This window comes from Vandammella animalimorsus (assembly GCF_002285285.1).
Taxonomy (GTDB): Bacteria; Pseudomonadota; Gammaproteobacteria; order Burkholderiales; family Burkholderiaceae_C; genus Lampropedia; species Lampropedia animalimorsus.
The window spans coordinates 607219-625483 of the sequence record NZ_NSJF01000001.1; the positions used below are offsets into that span (position 1 = coordinate 607219).

The window sequence follows — 18265 nt, forward strand, 5'->3', positions numbered from 1 at the left end:
CCATGCTTCGCAAAATCCTGCTCGTGATCTTGGCCGCCGCCGCCGTGCTGGCCCTGCTGGCCGTGGCGCTGCGCGAACCCACGCAACTGGTGGCCACGGCCAGCGCCAGCCAGGGGCCGCTGACCGTCAGCTTCACCGAAGAAGGGCGCACGCGCATCCGCCAGCGCTACGTGCTCAGCGCGCCGGTGGCCGGCCAGCTGCGCCGCATCGCCCTGCAGGTGGGCGATGCCGTGCAGGCCGGGCAAACCCTGGCGGAAATCGAGCCAGCCACCTCCGGCCTGCTGGACGCGCGCACGCGCGGCCAGCTGCAGGCCCAGCTGCGCGGCGCCCAAGCCACGCTGGCCGCAAGCCGCCAGCGCAGCGCCGCCGCCCAGGCCGAGCTGCAACTGGCGCGCAGCGAACTGGCGCGCCTGACGCCGCTGCAGGCCGCAGGAGCGGCCAGCGCCGGGCAGCTCGACCAGGCTCGCAGCCGTGCCGAAACGGCGCGTGCCCAGCTCGCCGCCGCCCGCGCCGAAGAGCGCGTGGCCCAGCAAGGCATCGAAGCGGCCCGCGCCCAGTTGCAACAAGGCAGCAGCCAAGCCCCCGAGGGCAGCGCCGCGCCAGTGCTGGCCGTGCGCGCGCCCATCGACGGGCAGGTGCTGCGCCGCATGCAGGAAAGCGCCACGCCCGTGGCCGCCGGCCAGCCCCTGCTGGAAATCGGCGACCTGAGCGATCTGGAACTGGAAGTTGAGGTGCTCTCGGCCGATGCCGTGCAACTGGCCCCCGGCATGGCCGCGCAAGTGCTGCGCTGGGGCGGCCCCGGCCAGCTGCAGGCGCGCGTGCGCCGCATCGAGCCGGCGGGCTTCACCAAAGTCTCCGCCCTGGGCGTGCAAGAGCAGCGCACCCGCGTGCTGCTGGACATCACCAGCCCGCGCGCGCAATGGCAGGCGCTGGGCGACGCCTTCCACGTCGAGGTCGAATTCATCACCCAGCAGCGCGAGCAAGTGCTGCAAGTGCCCGCCAGCGCGCTGTTTCGCAGCGCCGAGGGCTGGGCCGTCTACCGCATCGAGCAAGGCCGCGCCCGCCACACCCCGGTGCAAATCGGCCTGCGCGCGGCCAGCGCCGTGCAAATCGAACAAGGCCTGCAAGCGGGTGACACCGTGGTGCTGCAGCCCGACAGCCAACTGCACGACGGCGCACGCGTGCGCAGCAGTGGGGATGGGGCTGTTTAGCGGCTTCCTAGCCATCGGCTCTTGGCATTTTTAAGCCCTGCAGCGCACGCATTGGCTGCTGGATTCGTACAGGCTTTCCCCCAATGGCAAGCCCATTGCCATGCGAATCAAGTGCCGCATCCTATGCTTGTACGTCCATTGCTCGAGATTGAACTTTCCATCCATTTTGACTTTATGAAACGTCGCAAATCCAAGGTCAGCCTGCCTGAAATCGGTTTCGGGCTGATGGTTGTGGGCTGTGTTTTATTGCTCGCGCCTATGTTGCTGGGGGCGCATCCCGTGTTGGTAGGGCTGAATGCGTTGCTGCGCTTTCCCGGCGTGATGGCGCTGGGTCTGGGGCTGTTGTTGCTAGGGTTTCATCAATGGCGCAAGCAGCAGGACGCGGCTTTTCGGGCTGCTGCAGTGCCAGCGGCTGTCGAGCACAGTGCAACGGTTGTTGCCGAGCAGGCCAAGGGGGATGTCGGCTTGCAGGCTGCCAGGCAGGCAGATCAGCCCGAGTGCGAATCGGTGACGCCCAACATCCAGGCGCGCACTGCAATGCCCGCCCACGAGCGCCTGAGCGGATGGAGCCCCGAAGTTTTTGCTGCCATCGAATGGCGGCGCTTCGAGGCGGTGGTGCAAGCACTGTTCGCGCAGGCGGGGTTTGAGGCGCGCTCGCAATCGCACGGGGCCGATGGCGGGGTCGATATCTGGCTGCATTCGCGCCACGCAGGCGGCGCGCTGGTGAGTGTGGTGCAGTGCAAGCATTGGCAGGGCAGGCCCGTGCCGGTGTCGGCCATGCGGGAGTTTTTCGGCGTGATGGCTTCGCATGGTCTCAAGCGCGGCACCTATGCCACCAGCTCGCGCTTTACAGCCGATGCCTTGGCCTTTGCTCGCGCCCACGGCATCAACGCGCAGGATGGCGCGGGCTTGCTGAAATTGATTGCCTCGCGCACGCCCGAGCAGCAGGCTGCACTGCTGGCGGTGGCCTTTGAGGGGGAGTATTGGCGCCCCACTTGCGCCAGTTGTGGCGTGAAGATGGCTGAGCGCGCCCACGGCAAGACGGGGCAGCGCTTCTGGGGCTGTGTGAATTACCCGCGCTGCAGGAACACGCTGGCCATGCGTTAGGGGTTGTTGAGATTGAGTGTTGCGGCGGTGTTTTCGGTCAAAACCCTCAACTGCTGCGTTGAAAACGCTTGCAAGGTGTCCAACCTTGCGCGCGCTTTCGCCTTGCATTTGCGGCTTTTGCCTCGGAAAACCGCTTCGCAAACCCAATCTCAACCACCCCAAGGGGCTTCTGCTCTTGCTCAGCGAAACGCCACGTCGGCGTGGCTGCGCAGTTTGCGGCTGTGCAGGCGGGCGTGTTCCTGCGCTTGCAGGATTTGGATGGCCTGGATGCCGATTTGCAGGTGTTGCAGCACGCGGCCGCGGTAGAACTGGTTGGCCATGCCGGGCAGTTTGAGCTCGCCGTGCAGGGGCTTGTCGCTCACGCACAGCAGGGTGCCGTAGGGCACGCGGAAGCGGTAGCCGTTGGCGGCGATGGTGGCGCTTTCCATGTCCAGGGCGATGGCGCGGCCTTGCTTGAAGCGCGTCAGCGGGGTTTGGTAGTCCAGCAGCTCCCAGTTGCGGTTGTCGGTGCTGGCCACGGTGCCGGTGCGCATGATGCGCTTGACCTGCAGGCCGCTGACGCCGCAGACCTGGCCCACGGCTTGCTCCAGCGCTTGCTGCACTTCGGCCAGCGCGGGGATGGGCACCCAGGTGGGCAGGTCTTCATCGAGCACGTGGTCGTCGCGGATGTAGCCGTGCGCCAGCACGTAGTCGCCCAGTTGCTGGCTGCTTTGCAGCCCGGCGCAGTGCCCGAGCATGATCCACACGTGCGGGCGCAGCACGGCGATGTGGTCGGTCATGGTTTTGGCGTTGGCCGGGCCGATGCCGATGTTGACCAGGGTGATGCCCTGGCCGCCGGGCTGCACGAGGTGGTAGGCGGCCATTTGCGGCAGGCGGCCAGTGCTGTGGCCGCTGGCGGCGTGGTTGGCGCTGCCGCTGGCCTGGGCGTTCTGGGCTGCCAGTGCGGCCAGCCAGGGTTCGACCTGGGCGCTGGCCGGGCCCAGGCCGCTGCGCCAGCTGATGCGGTTGCCCGGTTCGATCAGCGCGGTGTAGGCGCTGTCCTCGCGGGCCAGCTCGGCCTGCGCGGTGCGCAGGAATTCTTCGATGTAGAACTGGTAGTTGGTGAACAGCACGTAGTGCTGAAAGCACTCGGGCGCGGTGCCGCTGTAGTGGCGCAGGCGCTGCAGCGAGAGGTCCACGCGCTGGGCGGTGAACAGCGACAGGGGTTGAGGCTCGCCAGGGGCGAAGCGGGCCGTGCCGTTGGCCACGTCATCGTCCACGCGCAGCAGGTCTGGGGCGTCGAAGTACAGGTGCAGCAGCTGCTTGCGCTGCGGGCTCAGCGGCGCATCGGCCAGGGCCTGCTCGACGTCGGCAAAGTGCAGCGCCATGGGCTCGCCGCTCAGGCCCACTTGCAGCGGCACGCGGTGGTGCTGCAGCAGCAGCGCAAACTGCTCGCGGTAGTAGTCGGCGAACAGGTCAGGGCGCGTCAGGGTCGATTGGTAACAACCCGGCCCGGCTACGAAACCATAGGCCGATTGGGTGTTGAAGGAGGCCAGGGCGCTGTCCACGGTGTGGGCTGGCGTGATCCGCACCTGTGGATAGCAGGCCCGCACGGGGCCCGTGTCCTCACCGGCCAGAAAGCGCTGCAGACCGTGGCGCAGCAGGCTGGTTTGCTGCTGGTACAGCGCGGCCACGGCGGCCAGCGCGCTGTCGGCGTCGGTGTGCAGGCTCCAGGAGGAGGGGCAGGGCGTATCGGGCTCGGGGCTGTCGTGCAGGCGGGGCTCGGGCATGTCGGGGCGCTTGGGTTTTCAGAGGAGGGGCCAAGCCTCGCAGTATGCCCGGCGATTGTGACAATGGTCTGCATGGGCACGATGAGGCACGATGAGGCACGATGAGGCACCATGAGGCACCGCAAGGCACAACGAGGCACAACGAGCCTCAATAGGCCACGGCCTGGCATCTGCAAAAAAGTGCAATTTCCCCTTGGGCTGTTGAACTGTGCAGGCTTGCCTGCCTCCAAGGGAAGTTTTTTGCCGTGGCTGGCTTGGGCACAATGCGGGCCAGCTTCTTCCCAAGAATCTGTTCACAAGGCCTGGCGCTGCGCCGGGCCTGTTTTTGATGAAAGCCTTTCCCATGAAGAAAACCGCAGTTTCCCTGGCGCTGGCCTTGCTGGCCCCCTGGGCCTGGGCCGATGGCCTGCAGGCGTTGGAGCGTTTCGTGCAGCAGGTGCAGTCGGGCCAGGCCAGCTTCACGCAGACGGTGACGGCGCCGCCGCGCGATGGCGAGGCTGGCCGCGTGACGCGCTCAAGCGGCACGTTTGCCTTTGCGCGCCCGGCCGGGCAGTTCCGCTTTGATTACCTCAAGCCATTTGCGCAGCAAATCGTCGGCGATGGCAAGACGCTGTGGATTTACGACCCCGATCTGGAGCAGGTCACGGCGCGCGATCAGCAGCGGGCGCTGAGCAGTACGCCGGCGGCCATCGTCTCCTCGGCCAGCACGCGCGCGGCGCTGGAGCGCGACTTCAAGCTGGAGAGCGCCCCGGACGCCGACGGCCTGCAATGGGTGCTGGCCACGCCCAAAGCCAGCGATGGCACGCTGCGCAGCGTGCGCATTGGCTTTGCCGGCGATGCCCTGGCGGCGCTGGAGATCGAGGACAACTTCGGCCAGCGCTCGGCGCTGCGCTTTGAGGGCTTTGAGAAGAACATCGCCCTGCCGGCCAAGCGCTTTGAGTTCACGCCGCCGCCAGGCGTGGACGTGGTGCGCGATCCGGCGCAGTGAAGCTGCGGCGCGGGCAGCCGCAGCCGCGCCTTTGCCTTGATTGGAGATAGAAAGAAGGCGTGCTTACCGGGATTGCCAGCGTTGCCGCGCCAAGCTGCTGCGGGCAAATTTGCTGCCTGCGGCGTGGATGCCCCAGATCAGCTCCACCAGGGCGCGATTGTTGAGCAGCGGCTCGCCGCCGAGGATGAGCCAGTAGCCCACGCCGTCCACCCAGAACAGGGCCAGTGAGGTTTCGGGCATCAGCATGTCGATGCCTTGGTAGAAGGAGATGGCGCGGCCGCTGTTGCTCCAGCCGCGTTGCTGCTGGCGCTGCATGAAGTCGCTGAAATCGGCTGCGACGGCGCACAGGGTTTCGGCCTGCCGCTCGTCGTAGCCCACGCGCGCCAGGCAAAAGCCCTGGTCCGAGGCCAGCGCGGCGGTGCGCGTGCTGGACAGGCCGGCGATGGCGTGCGGCAGGTAGTGGTCGAGGTTGAGCGTGGGCGCGGGCAGGCTGCGCGGCAGCTCGTCCACCCAGCCTTCGTACAGCGCGCGCGCCAATACGGCGCGGTGTGCGGGCGATTGCGCCAGCCAGGCGCTGCGGCGCGGCGTTTGCTCGCCGTGCATCAGGCTTTGCAGGGCGGCGCAGGCTTCGTCAGGCTGGCGCAGCGCATGGCTGTGCAAGGCGCCTGCGGGGGTGAGCATGAGAAAGGCGTCATCCATGGTGGTCAGCCCTGGTGCGAGCCGTTGAAGGGGTCAATGCCGTAGATCAGGGCTTTGACCAGGATGGCCATGTGCGCGCGGTTGCGCGCGTCGGTGTCCATGGCTGTGGGCGGCAGCCCCAGCTCCAGCAGCGTGCGCGAGAGGGTGTGGCGCACCTGCGGGCTGCGGCTTTCGCTGTGGGTGATGCCCACCACCAGCGAGGTTTTGTCGATGAAGGGACGGAAGGCCTGGGTGTAGGTGCGCAGGTCGGCCACTGGGTCGGGGGCGCTGGCCTTGATCATCAGCACCAGGCCCAGCGCGTTTTCGGTGAGGATGTCCCACATGAAGTCAAAGCGCTTTTGTCCGGGCGTGCCGTACAGGCGTACCTGATCGCCGCTGGCGAGCTTCATCAGGCCGTAGTCCATGGCCACGGTGGTGGTTTGCTTGAGCAGGCGCACCTCGTCGGAGGCATTGGCTTCGGTGCGCACGACCTCGATGTCCGACAGGGACTGGATGGCCGTGGTCTTGCCCGCGCCCACGGGGCCGGCGAAAACGAGCTTGTAGGTATTGGCCATGGCAGCAGGGTCAGAAGAGCTTGTCCAGCAAGGACTTGAAGAAGCCGCGCCGCGCCTTGGCGGCGCCGCTGGCGGGGGCTGGCGCAGCTGCCGGGGGCGCTGCTGCAGGTGTGGGCTTTGCCGTGGCGGCCTGATCGGGGCTTGGGGTGTCTTTGTGCTGGTGGGCGGGCGTGTCCAGCACCACTGCCAGGCCGCAGGCCACGCTCAACGTGATAAAGCGCAGCACGGCCTGTTCATGGCGGGGGAAAGCGCGCAACAGGTCATTCACGGATTGGGGGATGCGGGCACAGATGGCTGCCAGCTGCACGTCCAGTGGATCGCTGCGCGTGAGGTGCGGGAAGTTGGGAAAGCTGCGCAGTTGCAGCGTGAAGTCGTCCTGCGCCTGCAGCGTCAGGCCGTCCAGCGATTCGCTGAGCAAATCCCAGGCCAGCACATCCAGCGGCCTTTGCATGCGCTCGAAAGACTGCCCAAAGAACTGCTGGACTGCACTGGGCAACTCGTCGGCGGGCAGGGATTGGCGCTGCACGCGTTGCAGCAGGCCGGGGGTATGCACCATTTTTTGCAAGGTGGCCGCCGGAGCTGTCGTGGCCATCCAGCCCTGGCGCACATGCACCAGGCAAACGACTGGGCCAATGCGCCAGAGTTGCAGGCCTTCGCCCAGTGTGTCCTGCAGCGTTTGGCCGATAAAGTCTGCCAGCGCAACCCCCTTCAGGGCTGGCAGGGTGCGCAGCAGCTGGGCCCAGGCACCTGTGCGCAGGCCCATGGCTTGGGCGGACAAAGGCACGGCTGGCGGGGCTACGGACAGGCTTTTGGCTGCCCCTGTCTGGTCTGGCGGGGCTGCTGCGATGCTGCGGGCAGGCGCCTGGGCGCTGCGGGCCGGGTGACTGGCCGGGCGATTGGCCGGGCGATTGGCCACTGGCTGCGGGGGCGTGGGGGCGACGGGCTCGCGCGGCGGGTTCGGTGTTGGCCGAGTGCTTGGCGCCGGGGGCGAAGCGGGTGGCTGCTGGGCGGCAGCGGGCTGGCGCGCGCTGCGCTCGGCGTGCAGGCGCTCGGCCAACTGCAAGGCGCGGCGCCAGGCGGGCATGGGAGCGGGCGCAGTGGCAGGAGCAGGCGCGGGGGAGGGCGCAGAGCGGGAAGGTGCAGAGCGCGACGGCATGGCCTCCGCGCGCGGCCTGTCAGCCGCTGCGTCGTCAGTGACGCGGGGTTGGGTTGCTCCTGCGGACGAGGCAGATGGCGCTGATGCGGCGGCATGCACAGGCTGGCGGGCGCTGGGCTGGGCTGCGGCAGGCGTGCGCTGCGCATCGGCGGCGTTGGCGTTTTTGATTTTCTGCAGGGCATCGCGCAGGGCGATGCTGCTGTAGGGCATGCTCAGGCAGGTGATGTGCTGGCCGGGCTGCAGCGGCAGCAGGGCGTCGAACCAGCCGCTGCCGCTGCCGCGCATCAACAGCACGGCAGAGCGGCCAGCCAAAAACTGCAGCAGCAGAACTTCGTTGTCGGGCGAATGCTTGCGCAGCCCCAGGCTGAACAGGTCGATGACGCAGTAGCGACAGGCTTTGGCCTGCGCAGTCTGCTCAGGGATGCTCAGCGAGAGGTCGCGGCGCAGGGTAATGCAGCGCTGGTCGCGCCAAGTCATGTTGATCATGATCTCGATGGCGGCGGCCTCGTGGTCGGTCAGCCCGGCCAGCAATACCCAGTTGTCGTTCATGCATCCATCCTTTGCTGCAGCGCCTGCATGGTGTGCTCCCATTGCGGGGACAGCGCAATGCTCTGGCGTTGCAATGCACGGCGCGCGAGCATGAAGGCCAGGGTGTCGTGCGAGCCTAGGCAGTGCGCCAGAAAGTCTTGCTCGGCTTCTGCATCGCCTGCCTGCAATGGGGCCAGCGCGTGCGCGGCAATGGTGCGCGAGTCGTCCACCCCGCACAGCCAAGCCCGCTGCGGCACATCCAGTGAGGGGCTGGCCAGTATGCACCAGCGGGTGGCCAGCGGCGTGACGCGCGGCAGCGGCTGGCCGCTTTGCGCCTGGGCGTGCAGCGCTTGCCAGGCGGGGGCGGGCAGGCGCTCGCGCACGGCCGGCTGGGCCAGCTCCTCGCACAGTGCCTGGGGCGGGGCTTTGCAACGGCACAGCATGTCCACCAAGGCCGCTTGCAGCGGCTCTGTACCCGGCAAGGCCAGGGCCATTTGGATGCGCTGGGCATGCAAGGCCAAGTCTGTTGGCGCTTGCAGCACCAGACGGCTGGCCTGACGCAAGCGGGCGCGGGCGGCATGATGGGCCTGCGGCGCGGCCAGGCCGGCGGGCGCCGTGGCGCCCTGGGCTTGGGCCGGGGCGGGCCGAGGCGGGCGGGCCGGTTGATGCGCGCTCATGGGTGTTGCCGCTGCTTCAGTCCAGCAGGGTGTCCATCAGGTCGATCATGAACTCGGCGTCTTCTTCGCTCATGGCTTCGAAGCCGCCGCCCATGCCCAGCTCGTCGAGCACCGGCTGGCCATCGGGCGTGCCATTGAGGCCCAGCAGCGCTGCACCGATGCGCTGGGCCATCTCTGGCTCCACGCTGCCCTGCACCAGCAGCACATGGGTGATGTCGGCCAGTTTGCTCTCGATCAGTGGCTTGAGCTGCGAGCGCGTCAGGCGCGAGAGCGAGTGGTAGGCCTCGGCCAGGAAGAAGCTGGCATCGACCTCACCCTTGATGGCCAGGCGCGCGGCGGCCTGGTAGTTGTCCACCAGCTGCCATTGCACGTCGGCATCTCCCAGGTCGGCCGGCTCCAGCAGGCGCAGGCCGATGAGCTTGACGTCCTTGTTGTCGGTCAGCGCGATGCGTGCGCCGGGCTGCAGGTCTTCCACGCTGCCCAGCGCCGAGACGGCGCTGGTGGCGATGACCATTTCATCGGATTTGCCCACCGGTCGCGCGATGGCGCGATAGCCAGCCTCGCGCACCATCGAGGCAGCATCGAACGGGTTGGCATAGACCAAATGCACATGGCCCTGGGCGATGAGCTCGGCCTGCTCGGCCGCCGAGGCTGGGGTCAGCAGGTGCAGATGCAGCCCCGACTTCTTCTGCAGCAGGGTGTTGAGCATGTGCCAGCCAGCAAAGCGCTCGGGGGCGAAATCCGGTGCGATCAGCAGATTCAGTGTCATGACGCGCTCCCTTCGGCGGCCAGCCATTGCTGATACAAGGCGCTCATCTCAGCAATCTTCTTGCGAGATGGCTTGCGACGCACCGAGGTGTAGCCCACGATTTGTCCGTTGCGCACATTGGGCACGGCCGTGGCGTAAACCCAGTAGTGCGCGCCGTCCTTGCGCAGGTTTTTCACGTAGCCGTGCCACTTTTTGCCTGCGGCGACGGTGTCCCACAAATCCTTGAAGGCCGCGCGGGGCATGTCTGGGTGGCGCAGCACGCAGTGCGGCTGGCCGATGAGCTCCTCGCGCGTGTAGCCCGAGAGCTCGACGAAGGCCTCGTTGGCGTGGGTGATGATGCCTTGCAGGTCGGTGCGGGAGATGATCAGCCGCCCGTCCGGGTAGGGGATTTCACGCTGACTGACCTGCACTGTGCGGCTGCTGCCGTCGTGAAAGTGCAGCGTATGCGTTTGCTGCGCGTCATCAGCGGGTTGCATCGGGGGGAATGCCATTGGCCGGCCCTCCTTGCGTCAAACCAGCTTGGACAGCGCTTCGGCTGCGCGCTTGATGTCCAGAAACAGCAAACCGAGCTTGGCGTTGTGCTTGGCCAGCACGGTCAGCACCGCCTCCGTGCCCGAGGAGCTCATGATGACGTAGCCGCGATCGCCCTGCAGCAGCACGCGCTCGAGCGTGCCGCGCGCCAGCTCGCGCACGGCGCGGTCGCCCAGTGACAGCAGCGCCGCCGACATCGCACCCACGCGATCCTCGTCCATGCCGTTGGGCAGTGCGGAGGCAATCATCAGCCCGTCGGTGGAGATCAGCGCGGAGGCCTCCACATCGGCCGAGGAGCCCTTGAGTTCTTCCAGCACCTGCTGGAGCATGTCGGTACGCATGGTCAGTCCCTTCTTTTTCAGATTGAATGCCCAGCGCCAAAACCTGCCTGCAGCGGCGCAGTCGCCCTGCGCCGCTGTGGCCAGGTGGCCATGGGCTCAAGAGATGCCCCGCAAGAATCCAGCAGCCAAGCGGGCGTTGGATTCTTGCAAGGCACCCCTGACAGCAATTGCTACATTTGAATACAAAACGGCACAAAAAGGAAGATTTCGCCTGAATTTGCTTGGATCGAAAGTCACATTCTTGCAGGGCTTTTAAAATTGTGATAGCGAGTTTATGCGATAGTGTCGTCAAAGCGAATCGCTGTTTGACCAGGCCCTGTTCACGCTGGCCAAGCTTGGCGCTGCAAAGTGACGCTGGCTTCTGCTCAGCTTTGTTTGCCAGTCTTATAGGTTGCTGGGTACGGTGGGCGGGCAAAGGCATCGTTTACAATTTTGTATCAATGTTTCCAATCGCCTGCCAGTCCAGCCCAATTGACGCTGCGGCGCAGCAATGGGTGATGGCGCCAGCGACGGCCAGATCAATTTTTCAAGGGAGTTGCCATGCTGTTCGGGAAGCTCTTGCCTCGTGAGGGCAATTTTTTTGCGCTGTTCAACCAGCACGCCGATTACGTCATGCGCGCGGCCCAGGCGCTGCTAGAGCTGGTGGACAACTACAGTGATCCGGCTGCGCGCGAGCGCCACAACCGCGCCATCGACGATGCCGAGCACGAGGCCGATGCGATCACCAACCAGGTCAACAGGGCCATTCACCAGACCTTCATCACCCCTATTGACCGTGAGCAGATCCACAGCCTGATCAATGCGCTGGACGATGTGGCCGATCTGATTCAAGACGTGGCTGAGGCGCTGGTGCTCTACGACGTGCAAAAGCTCACCCCAGCCATGCGCAATCTGGCGGAGCTGGATTTGCGCTGCTGCGAGCGCCTGCACAGCGCCATCGCCATGCTCGACAAGATTGCCGATGCCAGCGTGGCCGAGGCGGCCCTGAAAACCTGCGAGGAGATCGACCAGCTCGAAAGCGATGCCGACCGCGTGCTGCGCACGGCCATGAGCGCGCTGTTCCGTGAGGATCTTGACGACGTGCGCGAGCTCATCAAGCTCAAGGCCATCTATGAGTTGCTGGAGACCATCAGCGACCGCTGCGAGGACGTGGCCAACATCGTCGAAGGCATCGTGCTGGAAAACTCCTGAACATGCCTGGGCCTGGGGTGCGCAAAGCCCAGCTGGCCTAGCGTGCGCCTTGGCTATGCCCTTAAACCCGTTTTGCAGGATTGAGCGATGGAAGTGATGGCAGTGACGCAGGCCGCCCTGTGGGTGGTGGTCTTGCTGGTGGTATTGGCCCTGGTGTTTGACTTCATGAATGGCTTTCACGATGCGGCCAACTCGATTGCCACCGTGGTTTCCACAGGCGTGCTCAAGCCCACGCACGCTGTGCTGTTTGCGGCTTTTTTCAACTTCATTGCCATCTTTGTTTTTCACCTGAGTGTGGCCGCCACCGTGGGCAAGGGCATTGTTGCGCCGCAGTTCGTCGATACCCATGTGGTTTTCGGCGCGCTGGTCGGGGCCATCAGCTGGAACTTGCTGACTTGGTATTACGGCATCCCCAGCAGCTCCTCGCATGCGCTGATCGGCGGCATTGTGGGCGCTGTCATCGCCAAGTCCGGCCCGGGCGCGCTGGAGCTGCTGGGCGTGGCCAAGGTGGTGCTGTTCATCTTCGTCTCGCCGCTGCTGGGCTACCTGCTGGGCTCGCTGATGATGGTGGCCGTGGCCTGGCTGTTTCGGCGCACCCGGCCCGGCCATGTGGACAAGTGGTTCCGTCGCTTGCAGTTGGTTTCGGCTGGCGCTTACAGCCTGGGCCATGGCGGCAACGATGCGCAAAAGACCATCGGCATCATCTGGCTGCTGCTCATTGGCACCGGCTACATGGGGCAGGAGGCCAGCGCCCCGCCGATGTGGGTGATCCTCTCGTGCTATGCGGCCATTGCGCTGGGCACCATGTTCGGCGGCTGGCGCATCGTCAAGACCATGGGCCAGAAGATCACCAAGCTCAAGCCCGTGGGCGGCTTTTGCGCCGAAACCGGTGGCGCGCTGACGCTGTTTCTGGCCACCATCATCGGTATTCCCGTCTCCACCACGCACACCATCACCGGCGCCATCGTGGGCGTGGGCTCCACCCAGCGCGCCAGCGCCGTGCGCTGGGGCGTGGCCGGCAACATCGTCTGGGCCTGGATCTTTACCATCCCGGCCAGCGCCTTTGTGGCTGCGCTGGCCTACTGGCTCAGCCTGTTGATTTACTGAAACCCATCAAGCGCCTGCCCCCGAGCCATGATCTGCACGCAGGCGCTTTGAAACCACCGATCAGGATTGCCCCATGAGCATCAACCACGACACGCTGCACATCGTCGATCACCCGCTGGTGCAGCACAAACTCACGCTGATGCGCGTCAAGACCGCCAGCACCAGCAGCTTTCGCCGCCTGCTGCACGAGCTGAGCACGCTCATGGCCTATGAGGTCACGCGCGACATGCCAGTGCACATGGTGCAGATCGAAACCCCGCTGGAGACCATGCAGGCGCCGATGATCGACGGCAAGAAGCTGGTGCTGGTGTCGATCCTGCGCGCTGGTGGCGGCATCCTCGAAGGCGTGCTCGACGTCGTGCCTGGCGCGCGCGTGGGGCATATCGGCCTGTACCGCGACCCCAAGACGCTGCAGGCCGTGGAGTACTACTTCAAGATGCCTTCCGAGGTGGCCGAGCGCGACGTCATCCTGGTCGATCCCATGCTGGCCACCGGCAATTCGGTCGTGGCCGCCGTCGATCGCGTCAAATCGCTGGGGCCGCGCTCGATCAAGTTCCTGTGCCTGTTGGCCGCGCCCGAGGGGGTGCAGTTGCTGCAAAAGGCCCACCCGGACGTGCACATCTACACCGCCGCGCTGGATCGTGAGCTCAACGAGCACGGCTACATCCTGCCTGGCCTGGGCGACGCGGGCGACCGCATCTTCGGCACCAAGTAAGCGGCCGCACGCCACGCCAGCCGCGCATTGCGCCCTGCGCGGCTGACTGGCCCAGCCAAGCCAGGGCGGCAGGCATCGCGCCTGCTATTGCACAGGCTTGCACAGGCGCGATGGCAGGCGCTCAGGCTTTTCAAGCCTCCTGCCGGTGGCGCAAGGCAGGGAACAGGATCACGTCGCGGATGCTGGCGCTGTCGGTCAGCAGCATCATCAATCGGTCGATGCCGATGCCGCAGCCGCCTGCGGGCGGCATGCCGTATTCCAGCGCACGAATGAAGTCGTGGTCGAAGTACATGGCCTCGTCATCGCCGCTGTCCTTGGCCTGCACCTGGGCGTTGAAGCGCGCGGCCTGGTCCTGCGCGTCGTTGAGCTCGGAAAAGCCATTGGCCATTTCACGACCGGTGATGTAGAGCTCGAAGCGCTCGGTCACTTCCGGGCGCTGGTCGTTGGCGCGCGCCAGCGGCGAGATCTCCGTGGGGTGCTCCATGATGAAAGTGGGCTGCCAGAGCTTGGCCTCGACCACTTCCTCGAACAGCAGCACCTGCAGGCCGGCCAGGCTGCGGCGCTCGAGCTGCTGCTCCTGCGCGTCGATGCCCGCGCGCGCCAGCGCCTGCAACAGCCACTGGCGATCGTCCACGGCGCTGCCGCCTTCGCAATGCTGCATGATGGCCTCGCGGATGGTCATGCGCGCAAAGGGCTGGGCCAGATCCACGGCCTGGCCTTGGTAGTTCAGCTTCAAGCTGCCCGCGGCCTGCAAGGCGGTGTGGCGGATCAGCGCCTCGGTGAAGTCCATCAGATCGCGGTAGTTCCAGTACGCGGCGTAGAACTCCATCATCGTGAACTCGGGGTTGTGGCGCACCGAGATGCCTTCGTTGCGGAAGTTGCGGTTGATCTCGAACACGCGCTCGAAACCGCCGACGATCAGGCGTTTGAGGTAGAGCTCAGGGGCGATGCGCAGGAACATGTCTTGCTCCAGCGCGTTGTGGTGCGTCACAAAGGGGCGCGCATTGGCGCCGCCGGGGATGGGATGCAGCATCGGCGTTTCCACTTCCAGAAAGCCATGCTCGACCATGAAGGCCCGCATACCGGAAATGGCCTGGCTGCGCTGCACGAAGCGCTGGCGCGTGCTGGCATCGCTGATGAGATCCACATAACGCTGGCGGTATTTGAGCTCCTGATCGGCCACACCGTGGAACTTATCGGGCAGGGGGCGCAGGCTTTTGGTGAGCATGCGCAGTTGATCGGCCTGGATGGACAGCTCGCCAGTCTTGGTTTTGAACAGCACCCCCTCGGCGGCAATGATGTCGCCCAGATCCCAGCGTTTGAACTGGGCATAAAGCTCCTCGCCCACGCCATCGCGCGTGATGTAGAGCTGGATGCGGCCTGTGGCGTCCTGAATGGTGGCAAAGCTGGCCTTGCCCATGACGCGCTTGAGCATCATGCGTCCGGCTACGCGCACGCGCTCGCCCTGGGCCTGAAGCTCCTCGGCCGTGCGCATGCCATGTGCATCCTGCAGCGGCTGGGCGCGGTGGCTGGGCTGGAAATCGTTGGGGAAGACCGGCGCGCCGCTGGCCTGGGCGGCCTCGCGCAGCTGCTGCAGCTTTTCGCGGCGCTCGGCCAACAGCTGGTTTTCATCGACCGCAGGGGCCGCATCGGCCTGGTGCGGAGCTTGGCTCGAAGAGGTGGGGGTGGACTCGGACATGCCAAAGGCCCGGCGTAGCGGGCAGTTGCAAAAAACCGCGCATTTTAGAACCTGTTGGCGGCCTGCACCGGCCTGCCAGGCCCAGCAGGGCACTACCCGGCCCATGCCAGAATGGCCAGGCGCGATGCGGTGCATAACACGCTCTAGGCGCCCGCGCGCATGACTGAGAAGAAAAAGGAGAAAGCCTTGTTCAAACCAGCATTCTTGTGCGCTTGCGCCTGGCTGTGCGCCGGCGCTGCCCTGGCCGGCGATGCCAGCCCGACAACGCCGCCGGGGCAGGGCGGCGGCATGCAGGCCACGTTCACGCCGCCGCTGAGCCAGGCGCCAGCGGCGCTGCGGGCGCGGCTGCGCGATTGCGATCAGGCCTGCCCGCAGCTGCAACTGCGCTACGCGGCCACGCCGCAGGCGGCCATCAACCGCCGCATCAATGCCGAGATCAACCGGCAATTGCAGGCGCACCTGGGCCCGGCTGCCTTGCGTCAGGCCGGGCTCGACGAACATGGGATTGCGCGCGACTTTGCGCCGATCTGGGCGGCCTTTGATGAGGCCATGCCGGGCAACAGCAGCCTCTCGCTCGAGGTCAGCTACCTGGGCGCTTACCGTGGCTGGCAGCAATTTGAGCTGCAGTCAGGCCATTACTTCGAAGGCAAGGCCCACCCGGAATACGCGCAGTGCAGTTACATGATCGACGGCCAGGGCCAGGCCCTGGATGTGCAGGGGCTGCTGCAGCCAGGCCAGCAAGCGGCTTTGCTGGCTTTGTTGGAGCAAGCGCGCCAGGCGGCCTTTGACGGCCCGGCGCAGCACTACGCGCAGCTGCGCGCGCAATTCGCCACCTCCATCAGCCCCTGCTTTCACTTTTCCGAGGATGGCAGCGAGCTGGTGTTTCTCTACAGCCCCTATGAGCTGGGGCCCTTCACCGAGGGCCCGCAGGAGCTGCGCCTGCCGCTGGACAGGCTGGGCAAGATTCTGCGGCCGCAGTGGCTGGGGCCTATCCAGAATCGTTGATGATGCCCAAGCGCGCATCGCAAGATTGGCACACCCGCTCCGCTTCCATGCCTGATCCTGACCGCGCCCTGCTTGATTTCCCGCTCGAGCGCCTGTGGGCGCTCTTTCCCATGCGCCTCGAAGCGCACTGCGATGCATGGCAGGCGTGGTATGCAGAAGAAAAAGCGCAACTGCAAACACTGCTTGGCGAAGACGCCCTGGCCATCCACCATATTGGCAGCACCGCCATTGCTGGCATCCGCGCCAAACCCATTGTCGACATTCTTGTGGAAACGCCCGACCGGGCCGCACTGCAGCGCGCTGCCAAGCGCCTCGATGAGAGCGGCTATCTGCCCATGTCGCGCAGCGATGGCCGCATCACCTTCAACAAAGGCTACACCCTGCAAGGCTACGCCGCGCGCGTTTTTCACATCCATCTGCGCCTTGTGGGTGATTGCGAGGAAGTCGCTTTCCGGGATCTGTTGCGCATCCGGCCCGATTTGGCGCGCGCCTACGAGGCGCTGAAAATCCGCCTGCTCGCAGAGCACGCGCCCGATCGCGATGCCTACACCGCGGGCAAAAGCGCTTTCATCAGTGCGAGCAAGGGCAAAAGCAAAGGCAAGGCATGTTAGTCACTGCGCGCCTCGGAGCTGCTGGTGGGCGCAGCGCTGGCACTGGATTCTGCAGCGCTGGAGGCAATACCGTCTGACGAGGTGGTGGGTGCTGGCGCGATGGCAACGGCCTCGGGCTGCCGAGGCGAGGCATCGCCGGGGGCGCTGGGCGGTTGCGGGGCGCTGTCGGCCAGGGCCTGGGGCTGCTCTGGCGCCGGCAGCGGCGTGGCTGGGGTTTCGTCCGAGGCGCTGGGGGCTTGCGTTTCTGGCTCGCTGGGGGCATTGCCGCTTGCGGCAGCGTCGCTGCGCGGGGTGGCCTCGGGCAAGGCCTGGTTCAGGGCGCGCAGCACATCGGTCTGGGTGATGATGCCCAGCAGGCGCTGGTTTTCGCCCACCACGGGCAGGTGGTAGAGCCCGCCCTGGCACAGCAGGCCCAGCAGCTCCAGCACGGGCTGCTCTACGTAGGCCACGGCCACTGAGGGCACCATGATGTCGCGCACGCGCTGCGGTGCGGCGGGCGTGGGCTCGGCCGCTGGTGGCTCAGGCGGGGCGGCCAGGGCTTTCCAGGGCAGGCGCACCCATTGGCGCCAGCGGCCGCCTTGGGGAGCTTGGCTGGCGCTGTCGGTGGCAGCGGCCTTGGCCGGGGGCTGCTGGTTTTGCAGATCCATCCATTGCGCCAGGCCGACCGTGCCCAGCAAATGCCCGTCGGCGTCAAGCACGGGCAGCTCGCGGTGGCGGTACTGGCGCATGTGGGCCTCGAATTCGTCGATGGCCATGTCGGCCTGCACGCTGTGCACCTGGGTGGTCATGACGTCGGCGCAGCGCAGCTCGCCAAAGGTGCGCTCGTAGGCTGCGCCACTGGCTTTTTGCAGCATCTTCGTCAGGTCGTTGCGGCTGATGGCCAGCAACTCGTTGTGCCGCGCCAGCACCTGGTCCACATCGGTCTGGGTGAGCAATTGCTTGCCCTGCGCGCTGGCTTCGTCTGGAGCGGCGGTGCTGATTTGCCGGTGGGGATAGCGCCGCCCAGTGGCGTGGTTATAGGCAATGGCAATGGCAATGAGCAGCAGCAGGTTGAAACCGATCGGAAACAGCAGCACGCTCGGGGCGTGGATGTGTTGCAGTACGGCGTACAAGGCCAGCGAGGTGGCTGGCGGATGCACGGCGCGCAGATAAATCATGGCCACGATGGCCAGCGGCACGGCCAGGCAGGCAGCCAGCACGGTGTTGTGCCCCAACAGCCAGGAGCAGGCCATGCCCACGGCCGTGCACAGCAGGCTGCCCATCAGCACGGCCCAGGGCTGGGCCATGGGGCTGAAGGGCAGTGCGAACACCAGCAGCGCCGAGGAGGCCAGCGTCGCGCCATGCCAGAACAGCTCCAGCTGGCTTTGCGCCAGCCACTGCGCCAGGGTGGCAACGATGCCCACCGAGAGAGCGCAGCCGCCCATGATGCGCAAGCACTCCTTGAGGGCAATGCCCGTGGGGGCCGGGCGCAGGTCGAGCAGCAGTTGGTGCAGGCGATGGGTCAGGGAAGAGGGCGTGGACATGGCAGGGCGCGGCGCAAACAGGTTTTCAGCGCGAGGGCTGCCGGGCCTGGCTGCGCTGACCAAGGGGAGGCCTGCACACATTGC

18 protein-coding genes are annotated in these 18265 nt (G+C 66.1%); 8 read left to right on the forward strand and 10 right to left on the reverse strand.

Annotation, left to right across the window (positions count from 1 at the left end):
• The first annotated feature begins 2 nt into the window (after window positions 1-2).
• Both CK620_RS02565 and CK620_RS02570 read left to right on the forward strand, forming a co-directional pair.
• On the forward strand, window positions 3-1211 hold the full coding sequence (locus CK620_RS02565) for an efflux RND transporter periplasmic adaptor subunit (protein WP_095548944.1): 1209 nt from the start codon (window positions 3-5) through the stop codon (window positions 1209-1211).
• 51 nt (window positions 1212-1262) lie between these two features.
• Window positions 1263-2318: a restriction endonuclease gene (locus CK620_RS02570; protein WP_238945984.1), complete on the forward strand. Its 1056-nt coding sequence runs from the start codon at window positions 1263-1265 to the stop codon at window positions 2316-2318.
• A gap of 179 nt (window positions 2319-2497) precedes the next feature.
• Here the strand turns inward: CK620_RS02570 and CK620_RS02575 are convergent, their stop codons facing one another.
• Window positions 2498-4087 carry an AMP nucleosidase gene (locus CK620_RS02575; RefSeq protein WP_095548946.1) on the reverse strand — a complete coding sequence of 530 codons (1590 nt, stop codon included), beginning with the start codon at window positions 4085-4087 and terminating at the stop codon, window positions 2498-2500.
• Between the two features lie 343 nt (window positions 4088-4430).
• Between CK620_RS02575 and lolA the strand changes: the two genes are divergently transcribed.
• Window positions 4431-5075 (forward strand): outer membrane lipoprotein periplasmic chaperone LolA, encoded by a 645-nt coding sequence (gene lolA, locus CK620_RS02580; protein WP_095548947.1) that lies wholly within the window; start codon window positions 4431-4433, stop codon window positions 5073-5075.
• A 63-nt stretch (window positions 5076-5138) separates the two neighbouring features.
• Here lolA and CK620_RS02585 read toward each other — a convergent pair whose 3' ends face one another.
• Genes CK620_RS02585 through CK620_RS02615 form a run of 7 tightly spaced genes read right to left on the reverse strand, consistent with a single transcriptional unit; the run spans window position 5139 to window position 10330 of the window.
• Complete coding sequence (locus tag CK620_RS02585; RefSeq protein ID WP_095548948.1) at window positions 5139-5774, reverse strand: hypothetical protein; 636 nt, start codon at window positions 5772-5774, stop codon at window positions 5139-5141.
• Window positions 5775-5779: 5 nt separating this feature from the next.
• Window positions 5780-6328, reverse strand: a complete 549-nt coding sequence (locus tag CK620_RS02590; protein ID WP_095543412.1) for a GTP-binding protein — start codon at window positions 6326-6328, stop codon at window positions 5780-5782.
• A gap of 10 nt (window positions 6329-6338) precedes the next feature.
• Window positions 6339-8033, reverse strand: coding sequence for a hypothetical protein (locus tag CK620_RS02595; RefSeq protein ID WP_095548949.1), 1695 nt, complete (start codon window positions 8031-8033; stop codon window positions 6339-6341).
• Window positions 8030-8689 carry a hypothetical protein gene (locus CK620_RS02600; RefSeq protein WP_095548950.1) on the reverse strand — a complete coding sequence of 220 codons (660 nt, stop codon included), beginning with the start codon at window positions 8687-8689 and terminating at the stop codon, window positions 8030-8032. The genes CK620_RS02595 and CK620_RS02600 overlap by 4 nt, the downstream gene beginning before the upstream one ends.
• A 16-nt stretch (window positions 8690-8705) precedes the next feature.
• Window positions 8706-9458 (reverse strand): phosphate/phosphite/phosphonate ABC transporter substrate-binding protein, encoded by a 753-nt coding sequence (locus CK620_RS02605; protein WP_095548951.1) that lies wholly within the window; start codon window positions 9456-9458, stop codon window positions 8706-8708.
• Window positions 9455-9949, reverse strand: a complete 495-nt coding sequence (locus tag CK620_RS02610) for a PAS domain-containing protein (RefSeq protein ID WP_095543416.1) — start codon at window positions 9947-9949, stop codon at window positions 9455-9457. The genes CK620_RS02605 and CK620_RS02610 overlap by 4 nt, the downstream gene beginning before the upstream one ends.
• Window positions 9950-9967: 18 nt before the next feature.
• On the reverse strand, window positions 9968-10330 hold the full coding sequence (locus CK620_RS02615) for a roadblock/LC7 domain-containing protein (protein ID WP_095538735.1): 363 nt from the start codon (window positions 10328-10330) through the stop codon (window positions 9968-9970).
• A 540-nt stretch (window positions 10331-10870) separates the two neighbouring features.
• Here CK620_RS02615 and CK620_RS02620 point away from each other — a divergent pair.
• The 3 genes from CK620_RS02620 (at window position 10871) to upp (ending at window position 13343) form a co-directional block, all read left to right on the forward strand.
• Window positions 10871-11521, forward strand: a complete 651-nt coding sequence (locus CK620_RS02620) for a DUF47 domain-containing protein (RefSeq protein ID WP_095543417.1) — start codon at window positions 10871-10873, stop codon at window positions 11519-11521.
• 96 nt (window positions 11522-11617) lie between these two features.
• Window positions 11618-12628, forward strand: coding sequence for an inorganic phosphate transporter (locus CK620_RS02625; protein WP_095543429.1), 1011 nt, complete (start codon window positions 11618-11620; stop codon window positions 12626-12628).
• A gap of 73 nt (window positions 12629-12701) precedes the next feature.
• Window positions 12702-13343: a uracil phosphoribosyltransferase gene (upp, locus tag CK620_RS02630; protein WP_095538733.1), complete on the forward strand. Its 642-nt coding sequence runs from the start codon at window positions 12702-12704 to the stop codon at window positions 13341-13343.
• Window positions 13344-13473: 130 nt separating this feature from the next.
• Here the strand turns inward: upp and lysS are convergent, their stop codons facing one another.
• A complete protein-coding gene (gene lysS / locus CK620_RS02635) occupies window positions 13474-15042 on the reverse strand; it encodes a lysine--tRNA ligase (RefSeq protein WP_095548952.1) in 1569 nt (522 codons plus the stop codon).
• Window positions 15043-15201: 159 nt separating this feature from the next.
• Here lysS and CK620_RS13980 point away from each other — a divergent pair, with 159 nt between their 5' ends.
• Both CK620_RS13980 and CK620_RS02645 read left to right on the forward strand, forming a co-directional pair.
• Window positions 15202-16047 carry an RsiV family protein gene (locus CK620_RS13980; protein WP_095548953.1) on the forward strand — a complete coding sequence of 282 codons (846 nt, stop codon included), beginning with the start codon at window positions 15202-15204 and terminating at the stop codon, window positions 16045-16047.
• Window positions 16048-16094: 47 nt separating this feature from the next.
• Window positions 16095-16658 (forward strand): GrpB family protein, encoded by a 564-nt coding sequence (locus CK620_RS02645; protein ID WP_095549121.1) that lies wholly within the window; start codon window positions 16095-16097, stop codon window positions 16656-16658.
• On the opposite strand, the gene CK620_RS02650 is transcribed toward CK620_RS02645, so the two are convergent.
• Complete coding sequence (locus CK620_RS02650) at window positions 16655-18181, reverse strand: HPP family protein (protein WP_179290549.1); 1527 nt, start codon at window positions 18179-18181, stop codon at window positions 16655-16657. The two genes, CK620_RS02645 and CK620_RS02650, sit on opposite strands and share 4 nt — an antisense overlap.
• Window positions 18182-18265: the final 84 nt, after the last annotated feature.

What these genes read in the sequence shown, in the direction of transcription:
- CK620_RS02565 (WP_095548944.1), top strand. Translation starts at nt 3, where the DNA reads ATGCTTCGCAAAATCCTGCTCGTGATCTTGGCCGCCGCCGCCGTGCTG.
- CK620_RS02575 (WP_095548946.1), bottom strand. Translation starts at nt 4,087, where the DNA reads ATGCCCGAGCCCCGCCTGCACGACAGCCCCGAGCCCGATACGCCCTGC.
- lolA (WP_095548947.1), top strand. Translation starts at nt 4,431, where the DNA reads ATGAAGAAAACCGCAGTTTCCCTGGCGCTGGCCTTGCTGGCCCCCTGG.
- CK620_RS02585 (WP_095548948.1), bottom strand. Translation starts at nt 5,774, where the DNA reads ATGGATGACGCCTTTCTCATGCTCACCCCCGCAGGCGCCTTGCACAGC.
- CK620_RS02590 (WP_095543412.1), bottom strand. Translation starts at nt 6,328, where the DNA reads ATGGCCAATACCTACAAGCTCGTTTTCGCCGGCCCCGTGGGCGCGGGC.
- CK620_RS02595 (WP_095548949.1), bottom strand. Translation starts at nt 8,033, where the DNA reads ATGAACGACAACTGGGTATTGCTGGCCGGGCTGACCGACCACGAGGCC.
- CK620_RS02600 (WP_095548950.1), bottom strand. Translation starts at nt 8,689, where the DNA reads ATGAGCGCGCATCAACCGGCCCGCCCGCCTCGGCCCGCCCCGGCCCAA.
- CK620_RS02605 (WP_095548951.1), bottom strand. Translation starts at nt 9,458, where the DNA reads ATGACACTGAATCTGCTGATCGCACCGGATTTCGCCCCCGAGCGCTTT.
- CK620_RS02610 (WP_095543416.1), bottom strand. Translation starts at nt 9,949, where the DNA reads ATGGCATTCCCCCCGATGCAACCCGCTGATGACGCGCAGCAAACGCAT.
- CK620_RS02615 (WP_095538735.1), bottom strand. Translation starts at nt 10,330, where the DNA reads ATGCGTACCGACATGCTCCAGCAGGTGCTGGAAGAACTCAAGGGCTCC.
- CK620_RS02620 (WP_095543417.1), top strand. Translation starts at nt 10,871, where the DNA reads ATGCTGTTCGGGAAGCTCTTGCCTCGTGAGGGCAATTTTTTTGCGCTG.
- CK620_RS02625 (WP_095543429.1), top strand. Translation starts at nt 11,618, where the DNA reads ATGGCAGTGACGCAGGCCGCCCTGTGGGTGGTGGTCTTGCTGGTGGTA.
- upp (WP_095538733.1), top strand. Translation starts at nt 12,702, where the DNA reads ATGAGCATCAACCACGACACGCTGCACATCGTCGATCACCCGCTGGTG.
- lysS (WP_095548952.1), bottom strand. Translation starts at nt 15,042, where the DNA reads ATGTCCGAGTCCACCCCCACCTCTTCGAGCCAAGCTCCGCACCAGGCC.
- CK620_RS13980 (WP_095548953.1), top strand. Translation starts at nt 15,202, where the DNA reads ATGACTGAGAAGAAAAAGGAGAAAGCCTTGTTCAAACCAGCATTCTTG.
- CK620_RS02645 (WP_095549121.1), top strand. Translation starts at nt 16,095, where the DNA reads ATGCCTGATCCTGACCGCGCCCTGCTTGATTTCCCGCTCGAGCGCCTG.
- CK620_RS02650 (WP_179290549.1), bottom strand. Translation starts at nt 18,181, where the DNA reads ATGTCCACGCCCTCTTCCCTGACCCATCGCCTGCACCAACTGCTGCTC.